Origin of the sequence: Desulfosediminicola flagellatus (assembly GCF_005116655.2) — a bacterium.
Lineage (GTDB): Bacteria > Desulfobacterota > Desulfobulbia > Desulfobulbales > Desulfocapsaceae > Desulfopila > Desulfopila flagellata.
This window is the reverse complement of sequence record NZ_CP050698.1, coordinates 1774884-1788351: the sequence shown is the minus strand read 5'-3', so window position 1 is coordinate 1788351 and position 13468 is coordinate 1774884. Positions and strand designations below refer to the sequence as shown.

Here is a 13468-nt window from a genome sequence, read left to right as displayed (position 1 = left end):
AAATAGGATTCATTATTCTTCAATCTGTTGTGATACTGCTGATCACAGCATTTATGGGGGAAATTGCTCTACGTATATATAATCATTTCTACCCATCGCATATTTTCTATAGTGGATCGTATGACAGGTTCCGAGGAAAACCTTTCGCAGATGACTGGGGTTTTACACTTAACTCTCGTGGCTTTAAAGACAAAGAATTCCTTGAAAAAAAAGAAGACGAATACCGACTTATTGGTATTGGCGATTCGTTCTCATTTGGAGTTGTACCATATGAATACAATTATCTAACTCTTGTTGAATCCAAATTAAAACTGATCAATAGCAACATCGAGCTATTGAATATGGGTATTCCTTCCATTGGCCCTAAAGATTATTTTTCAGTGTTTGTAAACGAGGGCTTAGAGCTTCAACCTGATATGGTTTTGTTATCATTTTTCATAGGAAATGATTTTTATGAAAGCAAAAAGAGAAAACCTTACGAATCTTCATTTGTGGCCTCTTTTTTTCATTATATGATTAACTTGCGCCATAAATACCAAGACGAAAACATTCATGGAAATGCCAGATATTGTGACCATTGTCCGAGTTTCGATCATGAACAGTACCTGAAAATAGAATTCGATCGGAGTTCTATCTATTTGCCCGAGAACAAAGACTTGCTCCAGAGACTGGATAACGCTCTATATTACTTAAAACAAATCAGAAAAATATGTGAACAACATAACATTAAGCTTGTCGTTGCAATTATTCCAGACGAATTGCAAATTAATAACAAATTATTACGGGATGTTAAGGAGGCCTACTATCCAGATATAGATATCGACAAATTAGAGATGACACGTCCTAACACATTACTATCGAACGAGCTCGACAAGCTGAATATTAACAATATCGACCTGTATGATTATTTTTCAAACTCACCCCAGCAACTTTATAGACCTAGGGATACACATTGGAATATAGCGGGCAATCAACTCGCAGCCATTGCTATTGAAAGGTATATTAGTAAAATCGTCCACTTGGACTAACACATCTATACGTTTCACTATCAACCCGGTAGGCATTTATACAGCTGTTCCCATTTCAATGAAGCAAGTCAATCGTAACTCAATGCTTAAACCCTTTTTGCTCCACGTTGTCTGTTGAGATAGTATCTGACGGGTTGGTAAAATGTTTTTACCATTGAAATCTTAGCCAGACAGGTAAATTAGTAACAATAACTTATTTAAGTTACACTAGTACTCTGTACACCTTTACCTACCGGATCTTGTTCGCCCTTTTAGCACACTGACTTCGTTTCTCATTCAGTTACATATCGCTGCTATGCTCCTTCATCCGTGCATCGCAGTGCACTAAAATTGCAGGTAAGCGGAGCATCGCGAAGACTCCAGACAAGAAAGTCAGGAAGTGAAAAGGGCAAGCAGAATTAGACACCTGAGGCATGACAGGACACTAGGCTACAACCGTGTAGATTTTGGTAATAGCATTCTCAAGAGTATCCCCCAAGGGCCTCTCAAACCGTGAAGGGTCGATGATGATGATCCTGTCGAGGAGTGAACGTATCTCCAGAAGGGCATGCTCATGTGCCTCCTTGTCGGATCGTTTTGTCGTCATCACCTGTTTTGCAATCGTCTCCAGATTCACATACAACCTCTGAATCAGTTGCTGCTGCTCTGCGGTTACCGCTTTAGGATTCATAGAGGATTTGGGTTTCTGCCGTCGCACATAACCGCTATCTTCCGGAACACTCCCCGCAGTCACTTTTCCGACACCTGAATTGCCGCCTGAGAGATCTCCCATTGAAGAGACTCTCTGCTCTTCAGAACCGGGATCTTTCCTTTTTCTTTTGACCGTAGTCCATTTCATATCTGTCATATGCTATCTCCAAACTCATTCCCTTTTTTTTCAAGGGAAAGTACTTCTTCATAAAATGCGTCTAATCACCTACTCCGAAGAATGATGAGTCGCAGGAACAAAAGGAAGGTCTCTATTACCGTATTGCGTCCAAGCAGGCAATCAATTTGAACCAATAATCACAATCTTCAACATTTCTCTTACGCAACCAGAGAAAGCGCCTGGGCCAAATTCGCCATGAGACCATCCTGATGTTCAGAACATACACGGTAGGGTCATGCCCATAAATATGGTATTAGATTAGTGACCCGTGATAAACTAAAGAAAATATTATTACATAGGGTAATCAACATAAGGTGAACGTGCTCATCTAAAGAGAAACTATCTGTAACCGATGTAATGACATAGTTGTAAATGCTGAAGTGAACAGTAAATCTAAGGAGAGAATCCTATGGACTCTACGGAAACGAGACTTAAATCCCTGACAATGAGCCTCGGTGCCGATCTGGTTGGTATAACCACTACAGACCTCCTTGCCGACGGACCACCCTCCGCCGACCCGCGCTATATCTTGCCAACTGCAAAATCGGTTATTTCATTTGCGCTGTCATTAGATATTGATCTCGTGCAGCACTTCATTAGCAAAAAGACATGGCGCCCCCACTGCGACAACCGAAAAGTCATCGCTCAGACGCTTTATACAATTGGTGATGCACTCACCGAACAACTCCGCTCGGAAGGATACGAAGCCGTCAACGTAGACCTCAACAACAACTATCGACCTGAAAAAGACGCCGCCGATATAACAGAGATGACCGAGTTTCATCCAGACTTTTCTCATCGCTATGCAGCCCTTGCTGCCGGTGTCGGGCGATTGGGGTGGAGTGGTAATTTGCTAACCAGGGAATACGGTGCGCTGGTAGAGCTCGGGAGCGTTTTAACTTCGGCTAACTTGACGCCTGACTCCCCCATACCTGATGAAGAACATCCTTGCGACAAATGCAAAATATGCAGCCTCGTCTGTCCCGTGGAAATGATTCAACCCAATACATCGACGCAAGTTATGGTCGCCGGCGTCACCGAAACCATATCCCGCAAGCGGCCAAACACCTGTTGCTGGATAAGCTGCACCGGCTATGAAGGTTTGGCATTATCCGGGACTTGGTCCAACTGGAGCCCCTACCGTCTCGGCCGTCCACTACCCGAAGATAAGCAAGAACTTGATTCACTGTGCATCAGCCTCCAGAAGGCGGACCCTCAGATGCAAACCGGCGACAATAGCTTTAACGACTATCGGCAGGCGGTCTTCGACCCTGACTGGTTCTACTACACTGTATGCGGTTTCTGTCGCAGTGTCTGTTCGCCCCGCCGGGAAGAGCGGCTTGCCAACCGAAAGCTGATTGTCAATTCCGGCACTGCCGCTTTAAAGCTTGACGGCTCCCACGAGGTGGCCACCGAAAAATCCGTTGAAGTGCAAACTCCCTTCGGTCTGAACGTAATGGTACCTGGTGAAGAACTATCAAAAGAACGACCAAAAATTCAGAAATGGCAAGGCCAATTCCCACTGGATCGTGAGGTAATACAATACCTTCACCAAAATTGTGTTTCTGCGGACGAAGAAGACAGCTCCGCTGATTAAGGTGCTAGTCTTCGATTGGAGAAAAAAAAACCCAGTGAGTGATACAAAGAATCGTGTATGTCCAGTTGAGAGAGCAGGTACTCTTGATAACAAATTTCGCAGATGGATACAAAATCCTGGAAAAATACTTGGGCCTTACATCAAGGAAGGAATGACAGTCTTGGATTTCGGGTGCGGTCCAGGTTTTTTCTCTATCGATATCGCCCAATTGGTTGGTGAATCCGGACAGGTTATTGCTTGTGATTTGCAAGAAGGGATGCTTCAAAAATTACGATCCAAAATTCATGGAACGGAACTTGAAAAGCGTATCATATTGCATCAATGCCAGCAAACCAGAATAGGTTTCTCAGGAAATGTCGATTTTATTCTCGCGTTCTACATGATTCACGAGATCCCGAATCAAAAAACGTTTTTCAGCGAGATCTGTGCGTTATTAAAACCACACGGACAAGTCCTTATTGTAGAACCGCCCTTCCATGTTTCTAAAAATGCGTTTGAAGAAACTATCAAAACAGCTTTGGACTATGGTTTTGTAGCCATTGAAAGACCTAAAGTACTTTTTAGCAAAGCAGTAATTTTACAGAAGCTCTGACCTGTGCGCATACCATCGTGCTATTTGAACACGGCTAACCGCTCAAACCACCTAAACAACTATAGCAGCGTTTTGAGGAAAATTTTTTCTGTTACAAGAGAGAAGTAGGGTGTGATTGACCTGAACACAATGAATGAAATTGTCTTCGTTCTGAAGCTGGTCCTCTTCTCATTGGAAGATTCATTATACTAATAACAACCTGAGATAGATTTGCTGAAATATGATTATTTGGCTTAATTTATTGCCCACCAACCAATGGAAAGCGAAATGAAAATAGGAATAATGAACAACCCGTCAAAATCAGTCTACGATGAGGCAACGTTCTGTGGAAAAGCCGGGTTCGATTTTTTGGATTTAACCATTGAAGGTCCTAACGCCAGCAATGTTGATAGTAGTAAATTGAGTCTAACACTTGATACCTATGGTTTATCTATCACAGGACACACTGATCCCTGTCTCCCATATACCTATCCGATACAGGGAGTGCGAGAAGCTTGCTTTAACGAACTGGAGCGATGTGCAGGCATATTTTCCGCCTTGGGGGCGAAGGTCATGAATATCCATCCCTGTTATTTTTGTCCGCCAGCTATGAGAAAGGATTTAATTTCATTCCATATTGAAGCATTAGCACCCATTGTCGAAATGGCTGCATCATATGGTCTCACAATGGTATTTGAAAATTTCAGAACCCCTTTTGACCGAGTTTCCACCTTTAAAAATTTACTGACTGAAGTACCGGGTTTAAAACTGCATCTCGATTTCGGACACTCAAACTTCGGTTTCGATAATCATGAGGTCTTTTGTGGTGAACTGGGAGAACACATCCAACATGTTCACTTTTCTGACAACCGATCCAGATCCGATGATCATATGCCCCTGGGTGTAGGAACCGTGAATTGGCAAAGTGCAGTAAAATCATTAAAGGCAACCGGCTACAACAGTACAATTACATTGGAAGTTTTCTGCAATGATCCGAATATGCAACACAAATATCTGAATCTAAGCCGAGAGTTGATTCAGGAACTCTGGGAATAGTGTCAGTCGATTACGATCGCATTATTCAGCTTATGAATCTGGCAGCCAGGGGTCGCTCGCATGAGACACGTGCTGCGCAGTATTGATACGCAAATCAATACTCAATTGTCCACACAAGCCGGTCTCAATACATCAAATTATACACGCTTACACAAGACTCCAGAATGCAAAATAAGGTCGTCATAATCTTGACAATGATGGAAGATGATTCATGAAGGCTATTATATATAAAAGATACGGATCACCGGATGTTCTCCAGCTTCAAGAAGTCGAGAAGCCGATTCCCGCAGACGATGAAGTTTTGATAAAAGTTCATGCGGCAGAGGCAACAAAGTCTGATTGTGAAATGAGGAGTTTCAGCTTTCCGGTAATATGGTTTTGGCTGCCGCTGCGAATTGCAATGGGTTTACTAAAGCCCAAAAAGCACATTTTAGGAATGTATTTTGCCGGAGAAATTGAATCCGCTGGCAGACACGTTGTAAAGTTTAAAAAGGGAGATGCGGTTTTCGGTACTACCAGGTTCCGGTTGGGAGCATATGCAGAATACGTTTGTGTGCCAGCCAGCTACACACTGGTTTCCAAACCATCTAATCTTAACTTTGTCGAATCAGCTGCGGTACCGCTCGGTGGCTTGAATGCGCTCCATTTTTTGAGAAAAGCACATATCCGTGATGGGGAAACAGTGTTGGTCAATGGTGCAGGCGGTAGCATCGGTACTTTTGGAGTACAGATTGCCAAAGCAATGGGTGCTGAAGTTACAGGAGTTGACAGTGCTATCAAGGAGGAAATGATCCGCCGAATCGGTGCGGATCATTTCATCGACTATACCAAGGAAGATTTCACCAAAAGCGACAAAACCTATGACGTCATTTTTAACATGGTTTCTAAAATCTCCTATTCTAGTTGTATTAAATCACTCAGCCACAGCGGGCGTTATCTCATTGCAAATCCCCGCATATCCGACATGCTGAGATCTGTTCTGACATCTATGTTTACAAATAAGACAGCGATTTTTGTTTTTGCCGAAGAAAGGAAAGAAGAATTACACATACTCAAAGAAATGATTGAGAAAGGTAAAATACATCCAATCGTAGACAAAATCTACCCGCTTGAGAAAGCTGCCGAAGCTCATCAAAGAGTTGAGACTGAACAACGATTAGGGCCTGTCATAATCTCAGTGGGAAAGTCACAAGGACTATGAAAGCAATTGTATATACACAATACGGAACGCCGGATGTTCTTGAATTAAATGAGGTGGAAAAGCCTGAGCCCAAAGACGATGAAGTCTTGATAAAAGTTCATTCAGCTTCCATTAATTCATGGGACTGGGAAATGTTGACAGGCAGGCCGTTAGAGTATCGCCTTTTTAGCGGAATTCTAAGGCCGAAAAAGACCAGAATCCTTGGATGTGATGTAGCAGGTGTAATTGAAGCGGTTGGAACAAATATTCAACAGTTTCATCCTGGTGATGAGGTGTTTGGAGATCTTTGTGAAGGTCATTGGGGAGGCTTTGCCGAATATGTATGTGCTTGTGAAAATGAATTAACGCTGAAACCGCCTGGAATCTCATTTGAAGAAGCAGCGGCAATACCCCAGGCTGGACTTCTCGCGCTGCATGGGCTTTGCGATAAAACAGAGATCAAACCGGGACAGAGAGTTTTGATTAATGGTGCTTGCGGCGGTGTAGGTACCTTTGCAATCCAAATTGCCAAATCATTTGGTGCTGAGGTGACCGGCGTGGATTGCACTGGTAAACTTGATATGATGAAATCTCTGGGTGCAGACCATCTTATTGATTACACCAAAGAAGATTTCACTAAGAATGGGAAATGTTATGATCTGATCCTTGATGTAAAAACAGACCGCTCTATTTTCGATTACAGGCGCGCTTTAAGCTCTGATGGAAATTATGTCACCGTCGGAGGCAAATCTTCCAGAATCTTACAACTCGTATTTCCTGGATTATTGATCTCCAGGATGAGTAGAAAAAAGCTGGCTATAATTATGCATAAACCAAACAAAGATATACACAGCCTTAACGCGCTGATTGAATCTGGAAAAGTAAGACCCGTTATAGACAGATGTTTCCCGCTAAGCGATACTGCTGAAGCTTTCAAGTATTTTGGAGAAGGACGTTTCAAAGGTAAAGTAGTAATAGCAGTCAAACAAGACAACCAAACCTAATACTCAAAACACTTTATTCACCTTCAGGTTCTTTATACCAACCAGAGTATTTCACATAACTATTCGCGATACGTTCAATCTCACCAGATATAAGTTCTTCACTGATATCCTTAATCTTTTTAGCTGGAACTCCAGCATAAATAGAACCAGACTCAACGTGCGTACCTTTGGAAACCACAGCACCAGCCGCAATAATCGAATTTGACTCAACAACACAGTCATCCATAACAATTGCTCCCATACCGATCAGGACATTGTCTTTTACTGTGCAACCATGCACTATGGCGTTATGAGCAATTGAGACGTTATTACCGATATTGGTCGGCGATTTTTGATACGTGGCATGTATTACCGCACCATCCTGGACATTTACCTTATTACCCATGCGTATATAATGCACATCGCCACGAATGACGGCGTTGTACCAGACCGAGCAGTTATCCCCCATCACCACGTCACCTATAACGGTGGCATTCTCCGCAAAAAAACAGTCTTCTCCAAACTGTGGTGTTTTCCCGTTGAGTTCGCGTATCAGCATAGTTTTCACTTGATCTAAGAGTTAAATAGTTTTCGGATATAAACTCAATAGATAACGGGCAAGAGAGGTTATCTCATGCCCGTTATATTTGCCATATCAGCTAGCTATACTTCACTAATTTACTAATACTAAGCAATAACTGCAAGTGGTGCGCCTTTTACAACACTGTCGCCAACACTGAAATTCAAGGCGTTAAGGCTGCCATCACATGGAGCAACAAGGGCATTCTCCATCTTCATAGCTTCGAGGATCATTACAGTGTCACCCTGCTTGACCTTGTCTCCCACTTTTTTCTCAAAACGAACAACCATGCCAGGCATTGGAGCAACAAGAAGAGTACCGCTAACTGGCTGTGCAGGTGCGGCAACTGGCTCAGCCTTAGCTACAGGTGCAGGTGCGGCAGCTGCGCGGGCAGCTGGTCTGGATACAACAGCTGGTTGCGCTGCTGCAAAGACAGGAGCACCGCCAACAGGATCAACATCTACAGCAAAATACTCATTATCAACAAACACATTAAACGTACGGACAGCATCTGTCTTCTCTGGTGTACCCTCTTTCTTTTCGATGAGTTCACCAGCCAAAGCTTTTTTCACCAGTGCTTCACGGGCCTTAACTTTCTCCATAGTTATAGGCTTCACACTGTCAGGTGCTTCTGCCTTGCCATATTTCCATTCAAGGAATTTCTTACCGGTTACCGGGAAGATGGCATACAGAATCTGATCATCGATATCGACCGCCAGATCACCGACCTCTTTTATGGCTTTCTCAAGCTCAGGCTCAAGTACTTCAGCAGGTCGTGAAGTGATCGGAGTCTCACCACGCGGATAGCCTTTAAGCGCCTTTTTCTGCAGTTCTTTATCAATAGGTACCGCAGTCTTGCCATAAAGACCGTAGCAGAGATCTTTGACCTGACCTGTAATCATCTTGTAACGCTCTTCAGGTGTATCATGGAGCACGTTGTTTACAGTCTGTACGCCAACGATCTGACTGGTAGGTGTAACCAGAGGAATCTGGCCAAGCTCTTTACGAACACGTGGCAGTTCTTTATATACCTCATCAATCTTATCAAGCGCGTCCATCTCACGAAGCTGATTAACAAGGTTCGAGAGCATTCCGCCAGGTGTCTGATGAAGAAGCACGTTGATATCAATAATGGAAACTTTGGAATCATCAAGCAGATGCTTATATTTTGGAAGAATCTGCTTCTCAAAAATCTCATTGATTGCCGCAAGTTTTTTAATATCAAAACCTGTGTCACGGCTTGTGCCAAGTAAAGCCATAACCAGAGGCTCTACCGCAGCGTGTGAAGTACGATATGCATATGGAGTCATACATGTGTCGATAATATCAACTCCTGCTTCAATCGCCTTCAGGTGGGTCATTGGTGACATACCGGAAGTGAAATGACTATGCAGATGAATAGGAGCCTTAACTTGTTTTTTCAGTTCCTTAACAAGTTCATACGCATCATACGGAGCCATCAAGCCAGCCATATCTTTTAAACAGATAGAGTCAGCGCCCATATCTTCAAGTTCTTTAGCCTTTCTGACATAATACTCTGAATTATACACCTCACCACCAAGGCGTGGTTCTGTCAGTGTGTAACAGATACAGCCCTGAAAGTGTTTACCGCTTTTCTTGATCTGCTTAACAACCGTCTCAAAGTTACGGTAATCGTTTAAGGCGTCAAAGGTACGAAATACGTCCATACCATTTTCAGCAGCGCGATCAACAAAAGCGTATGCCAGATCATCAGCATAGTTTCTGTAACCAACCAGGTTCTGTGCGCGCAGCAACATAGAAAATGGAGTTTTCTTAATATAGCGTTTTAATGTGCGAAGTCTCTCCCACGGATCTTCATTTAAGAACCTGTGCATGGTATCAAATGTTGCGCCACCCCAGGTCTCAATGGCCCAGAAGCCAACTTCATCCATCATTTCCGCTACAGGGATCATATCTTCAGTCCGCCCACGGGTCGCAAAGAGCGACTGGTGTCCATCACGCAGGGAAAGATCCATGATCTTGATTGGATTTTTCGCCGCCGGACGGTCGGCATCATAATTCATTTTGGTTAATTTTACCTTGTCGCTCATGGTGCTATCTCCTATACCAGATCGTAGTACATTGAAATTTTGCAACCCCGTAAATTACTCGCTATAAACATTGCCCGGTTATCTGCAAGAGGTACGTGTTTTACAACACGTCTAACTCAGGCTCTTTTATATTTTCGAGTTTTACGGGACCGACAATTCTATCTAGTTTTAATCCTAAAACTTAGCATTTGGTTCAAGATCGAGGCACGCTTGGGATTTTTACCGCAGGCATATAACTGATATTCTGAGGATAAAAATTTCAAGCGTAACGCTGAGCTTGAGCCAAAGGGTAGTTTTTGGATATAAACTATCTTAAGCGATCAAAAACTCTCAGCTGAACCAGCCGCCGCATGGCCATCATTTCCTGCCTGCCGCTAAAACTCCAAGGGCTCATTCCAACTTCTGCGGATACGCTTTGCAATTCAGTGGTCTGCTGGGCTGCAACGGCTTCTTCCTGCTGCATATAGGCGTTAACTGCGGCCAACGCCGCGGCCATTTTCTTTTTTTTATCTGCCATCAAGTCACCCGCCAATAATCTCATTTAAGTTGTAGACATCACCGTGTCCGGCTCAGCCATACACCTCATATTCCGTTTCCATACCGAGCAGTTTGTCAATCTCACCCTGCACAGCCACCCGTTCACCATTTCGTACCCAGTCGTTCCAATCCTGAATTGAGCGCCAGGTGCTAATGACCATACATTCGCCATCTTTATCCATTCGCTTAAGCGTTTCGCCTGAGACATAACCCGGTTGATTCAGCGTTAGCGATCGTAGTTTTTTTAGCAAACCCACTAACTGGACAAGGCTCTCATCTGCAACTTTTCGTTTAATAAACACTTTGACCATATCGTTTCTCCCTACATTAATGAATCCGCTATAATGGGATATTACCATGCTTTTTCATCGGGTTTGTATCGCGTTTATTCTGAAGCAAACCAAGTGCTTTAACTATTCGCTCACGTGTTTTCGCAGGCTCAATGATATCATCAATATACCCGCGTTCTGCGGCAACATATGGGTTTGCAACGGTATTCTGATATTCCTGCTCTTTATCTGCAAGAAAACCTTTAGGATCAATTTCGCTTTTTGCCTGCCTGCCATAAAGAACGCCAACCGCGCCTTTAGCACCCATAACTGCAATCTCAGCAGTAGGCCATGCATAGTTGATATCACCGCGTAGATGCTTGGATGACATTACGCAGTACGCTCCACCATAGGCCTTACGGGTAATAACGGTGACCTTAGGAATGGTTGCTTCAGCAAAAGCATAAAGGATTTTTGCTCCGTTTCTGATTACGCCACCATACTCCTGGACTGTGCCAGGTAAAAATCCCGGTACATCAACGAATGTTACTATAGGAATATTAAAGCAATCACAGAAACGAACAAATCTGGCAGCTTTAACAGATGAGTCGATATCAAGCACACCTGAAAGATGGGCAGGCTGATTTGCTACAATACCAACACTCATGCCATTGTATCGTGCAAAACCAACAAGGATATTCGGAGCAAAGTCGGCTTTAACTTCAAGAAATTCCCTATTATCCACAGTCTGCAGAATGACTTCTTTCATATCATAGGCAGCATTCGGATTCTCAGGGATAATCTCGTTAAGTTCCTCAGACCTTCGTGTTGCAGGATCGTCAGTTGGTACAAGCGGTGGGCTGTCCATATTGTTTTGCGGCATATAAGAGAGCAAGCCCTTGATGTATTCGATGGCTTCAATCTCTGATGGCGCAGCGTAATCTGAAACGCCACTCCTGCTTGCATGCATGTTGGCACCACCGAGTTCTTCGACGGTAACGTCTTCATGGGTAACTGATTTTACAACCTTGGGTCCGGTTAAAAACATGTACGACTGATTTTGCACCATGGTCACAAAGTCTGTCAGGGCTGGAGAATACACAGCGCCACCGGCACATGGACCAAATATTGCGGAGATTTGTGGAATAACGCCGGAAGACATAACATTTCGCTGAAAGATTTCAGTATATCCGGCAAGACTTTCAATACCTTCCTGAATACGTGCGCCACCCGAATCGTTCAATCCGATGACAGGCGCCCCGTTTTTCATGGCCAGATCCATAATTTTACAGATCTTTTCTGCAAATGTTTCTGACAAAGAGCCGCCAAGCACTGTAAAGTCCTGAGCAAATACGTACACTATCCTGCCGTTTACTGTGCCATACCCTGTGACAACACCGTCTCCCGGGAAAACCTGCTTTTCCATGCCGAATTCACGACATCTGTGAGATTTAAACATGTCAAATTCTTCAAAGGTGCCGGGGTCGAGCAGTACGTCAATTCTCTCCCTTGCGGTCATACTTCCTTTGGCATGCTGCTTTTCAATTCTTTCCTGACCACCACCAAGACGAGCTTCTTCTCTCAGCTTCATCAGATGGTTGAGCCGTTCACCTGTATCCATGCTGTCTCCTTGCACTGAAATTCCACATAAAATCTCCTGCTAAATAGACACACACCACAACTGTCGATTAGGAATTTATTATTTATTGATTTACTGCGATCTGTTCACCCGGCAACCGGTGTCCACCCTTGCACCGGGGAGACATCATAGTGTAAACAGCCTTAAGAAAAAGCCTCTTTACACAACCTTCCAAGATGACCAAGATCCTTACATACATATAATCCGCCATCTTCCATCGCTTTAATCTTTGCTGAAGCAGTTCCCTTACCGCCACTGACGATTGCACCGGCATGACCCATTCGTCTACCCGGAGGAGCTGTCAGACCTGCGATAAAGCCAACCACTGGTTTTTCCATATTCGCCTTAATCCAGGCTGCAGCATCTTCTTCAGCACTACCACCGATCTCACCAACCATAACAATCGCTTCTGTGGCAGGATCTGCATTAAACGCCTCAAGGCAATCGATAAAGCCTGTACCATTAACAGGATCACCACCGATACCTACGCAGGTAGTTTGGCCTAAACCAACAGCAGTCAACTGATGAACAACCTCATAGGTCAGGGTTCCTGAACGGGAAACAACACCGACCGGCCCGCCTGCTGTATGAATTGGTCCCGGCATAATGCCGATTTTGCACTCACCTGGAGTGATGATACCCGGGCAGTTCGGCCCGATAAGTCTGCTGCTGCACTGGGCAAGGTAATTCTTGACCTTCAGCATATCCATTACCGGTACACCCTCGGTAATACAGACGATCAACTCAATACCGGCATCCGCTGCTTCAAGAATTGCATCTGCAGCAAATGGAGGTGGTACGAAAATCATGGAGGCATTGGCTCCAGTGCTTTTTCGCGCTGAGGCAACTGTATTAAATACAGGTACATCATCCATCATCTGGCCGCCCTTACCGGGCGTAACACCAGCAACTACGTTGGTGCCGTATTCTATACATTGCCGGGTATGAAACTGCCCTTCCTTGCCAGTGATGCCCTGAACAAGTACACGTGTTTCGTTATTTATAAAAATGGACATATCGCACCTTCAACTGGTTATGATATCCTGCACGCCAGTTCTCCCGGCAGCAGTGTAATGATTCCTGGTTCC

General features: G+C 44.0%; 13 protein-coding genes. 6 read left to right on the top strand and 7 right to left on the bottom strand.

What is annotated here, in order from left to right:
• Positions 1 to 53 precede the first annotated feature (53 nt).
• On the top strand, positions 54 to 1028 hold the full coding sequence (locus tag FCL46_RS07465; protein WP_136807006.1) for an alginate O-acetyltransferase AlgX-related protein: 975 nt from the start codon (positions 54 to 56) through the stop codon (positions 1026 to 1028).
• Positions 1029 to 1452: 424 nt separating this feature from the next.
• Here the strand turns inward: FCL46_RS07465 and FCL46_RS07460 are convergent, their stop codons facing one another.
• Entirely contained in the window at positions 1453 to 1875 is a 423-nt protein-coding gene (locus tag FCL46_RS07460; protein ID WP_136807005.1) for a hypothetical protein, read from the bottom strand.
• Positions 1876 to 2305: 430 nt separating this feature from the next.
• On the opposite strand from FCL46_RS07460, the gene FCL46_RS07455 reads away from it, so the two are divergent.
• The 5 genes from FCL46_RS07455 (at position 2306) to FCL46_RS07435 (ending at position 7304) form a co-directional block, all read left to right on the top strand.
• Positions 2306 to 3493 carry an epoxyqueuosine reductase gene (locus FCL46_RS07455; protein WP_136807004.1) on the top strand — a complete coding sequence of 396 codons (1188 nt, stop codon included), beginning with the start codon at positions 2306 to 2308 and terminating at the stop codon, positions 3491 to 3493.
• A gap of 34 nt (positions 3494 to 3527) precedes the next feature.
• A complete protein-coding gene (locus FCL46_RS07450; RefSeq protein WP_136807003.1) occupies positions 3528 to 4085 on the top strand; it encodes a class I SAM-dependent methyltransferase in 558 nt (185 codons plus the stop codon).
• Positions 4086 to 4352: 267 nt separating this feature from the next.
• Positions 4353 to 5120, top strand: a complete 768-nt coding sequence (locus tag FCL46_RS07445) for a sugar phosphate isomerase/epimerase family protein (protein ID WP_136807002.1) — start codon at positions 4353 to 4355, stop codon at positions 5118 to 5120.
• A 211-nt stretch (positions 5121 to 5331) separates the two neighbouring features.
• Positions 5332 to 6321: an NAD(P)-dependent alcohol dehydrogenase gene (locus FCL46_RS07440; protein ID WP_136807001.1), complete on the top strand. Its 990-nt coding sequence runs from the start codon at positions 5332 to 5334 to the stop codon at positions 6319 to 6321.
• Positions 6318 to 7304, top strand: a complete 987-nt coding sequence (locus FCL46_RS07435) for an NAD(P)-dependent alcohol dehydrogenase (protein ID WP_136807000.1) — start codon at positions 6318 to 6320, stop codon at positions 7302 to 7304. The genes FCL46_RS07440 and FCL46_RS07435 overlap by 4 nt, the downstream gene beginning before the upstream one ends.
• Before the next feature lie 13 nt (positions 7305 to 7317).
• On the opposite strand, the gene FCL46_RS07430 is transcribed toward FCL46_RS07435, so the two are convergent.
• From FCL46_RS07430 to sucD, 6 genes are all read right to left on the bottom strand, one after another.
• On the bottom strand, positions 7318 to 7842 hold the full coding sequence (locus FCL46_RS07430; protein ID WP_136806999.1) for a gamma carbonic anhydrase family protein: 525 nt from the start codon (positions 7840 to 7842) through the stop codon (positions 7318 to 7320).
• Between the two features lie 128 nt (positions 7843 to 7970).
• Complete coding sequence (locus FCL46_RS07425; protein WP_136806998.1) at positions 7971 to 9935, bottom strand: pyruvate carboxylase subunit B; 1965 nt, start codon at positions 9933 to 9935, stop codon at positions 7971 to 7973.
• A gap of 307 nt (positions 9936 to 10242) precedes the next feature.
• Positions 10243 to 10476, bottom strand: coding sequence for a hypothetical protein (locus tag FCL46_RS07420; RefSeq protein WP_228723346.1), 234 nt, complete (start codon positions 10474 to 10476; stop codon positions 10243 to 10245).
• A gap of 28 nt (positions 10477 to 10504) precedes the next feature.
• Positions 10505 to 10783: an antibiotic biosynthesis monooxygenase family protein gene (locus tag FCL46_RS07415; protein ID WP_136806997.1), complete on the bottom strand. Its 279-nt coding sequence runs from the start codon at positions 10781 to 10783 to the stop codon at positions 10505 to 10507.
• 28 nt (positions 10784 to 10811) lie between these two features.
• The gene (locus FCL46_RS07410) at positions 10812 to 12362 is read right to left on the bottom strand and encodes an acyl-CoA carboxylase subunit beta (protein ID WP_136806996.1); all 1551 of its coding nucleotides are present in this window, start codon (positions 12360 to 12362) and stop codon (positions 10812 to 10814) included.
• 161 nt (positions 12363 to 12523) lie between these two features.
• Positions 12524 to 13396 (bottom strand): succinate--CoA ligase subunit alpha, encoded by an 873-nt coding sequence (gene sucD, locus FCL46_RS07405; RefSeq protein WP_136806995.1) that lies wholly within the window; start codon positions 13394 to 13396, stop codon positions 12524 to 12526.
• Between the last annotated feature and the right edge of the window lie 72 nt (positions 13397 to 13468).

What these genes read in the sequence shown, in the direction of transcription:
- FCL46_RS07465 (WP_136807006.1), top strand. Translation starts at nt 54, where the DNA reads ATGGGGGAAATTGCTCTACGTATATATAATCATTTCTACCCATCGCAT.
- FCL46_RS07460 (WP_136807005.1), bottom strand. Translation starts at nt 1,875, where the DNA reads ATGACAGATATGAAATGGACTACGGTCAAAAGAAAAAGGAAAGATCCC.
- FCL46_RS07455 (WP_136807004.1), top strand. Translation starts at nt 2,306, where the DNA reads ATGGACTCTACGGAAACGAGACTTAAATCCCTGACAATGAGCCTCGGT.
- FCL46_RS07445 (WP_136807002.1), top strand. Translation starts at nt 4,353, where the DNA reads ATGAAAATAGGAATAATGAACAACCCGTCAAAATCAGTCTACGATGAG.
- FCL46_RS07440 (WP_136807001.1), top strand. Translation starts at nt 5,332, where the DNA reads ATGAAGGCTATTATATATAAAAGATACGGATCACCGGATGTTCTCCAG.
- FCL46_RS07435 (WP_136807000.1), top strand. Translation starts at nt 6,318, where the DNA reads ATGAAAGCAATTGTATATACACAATACGGAACGCCGGATGTTCTTGAA.
- FCL46_RS07430 (WP_136806999.1), bottom strand. Translation starts at nt 7,842, where the DNA reads ATGCTGATACGCGAACTCAACGGGAAAACACCACAGTTTGGAGAAGAC.
- FCL46_RS07425 (WP_136806998.1), bottom strand. Translation starts at nt 9,935, where the DNA reads ATGAGCGACAAGGTAAAATTAACCAAAATGAATTATGATGCCGACCGT.
- FCL46_RS07420 (WP_228723346.1), bottom strand. Translation starts at nt 10,476, where the DNA reads ATGAGATTATTGGCGGGTGACTTGATGGCAGATAAAAAAAAGAAAATG.
- FCL46_RS07415 (WP_136806997.1), bottom strand. Translation starts at nt 10,783, where the DNA reads ATGGTCAAAGTGTTTATTAAACGAAAAGTTGCAGATGAGAGCCTTGTC.
- FCL46_RS07410 (WP_136806996.1), bottom strand. Translation starts at nt 12,362, where the DNA reads ATGGATACAGGTGAACGGCTCAACCATCTGATGAAGCTGAGAGAAGAA.
- sucD (WP_136806995.1), bottom strand. Translation starts at nt 13,396, where the DNA reads ATGTCCATTTTTATAAATAACGAAACACGTGTACTTGTTCAGGGCATC.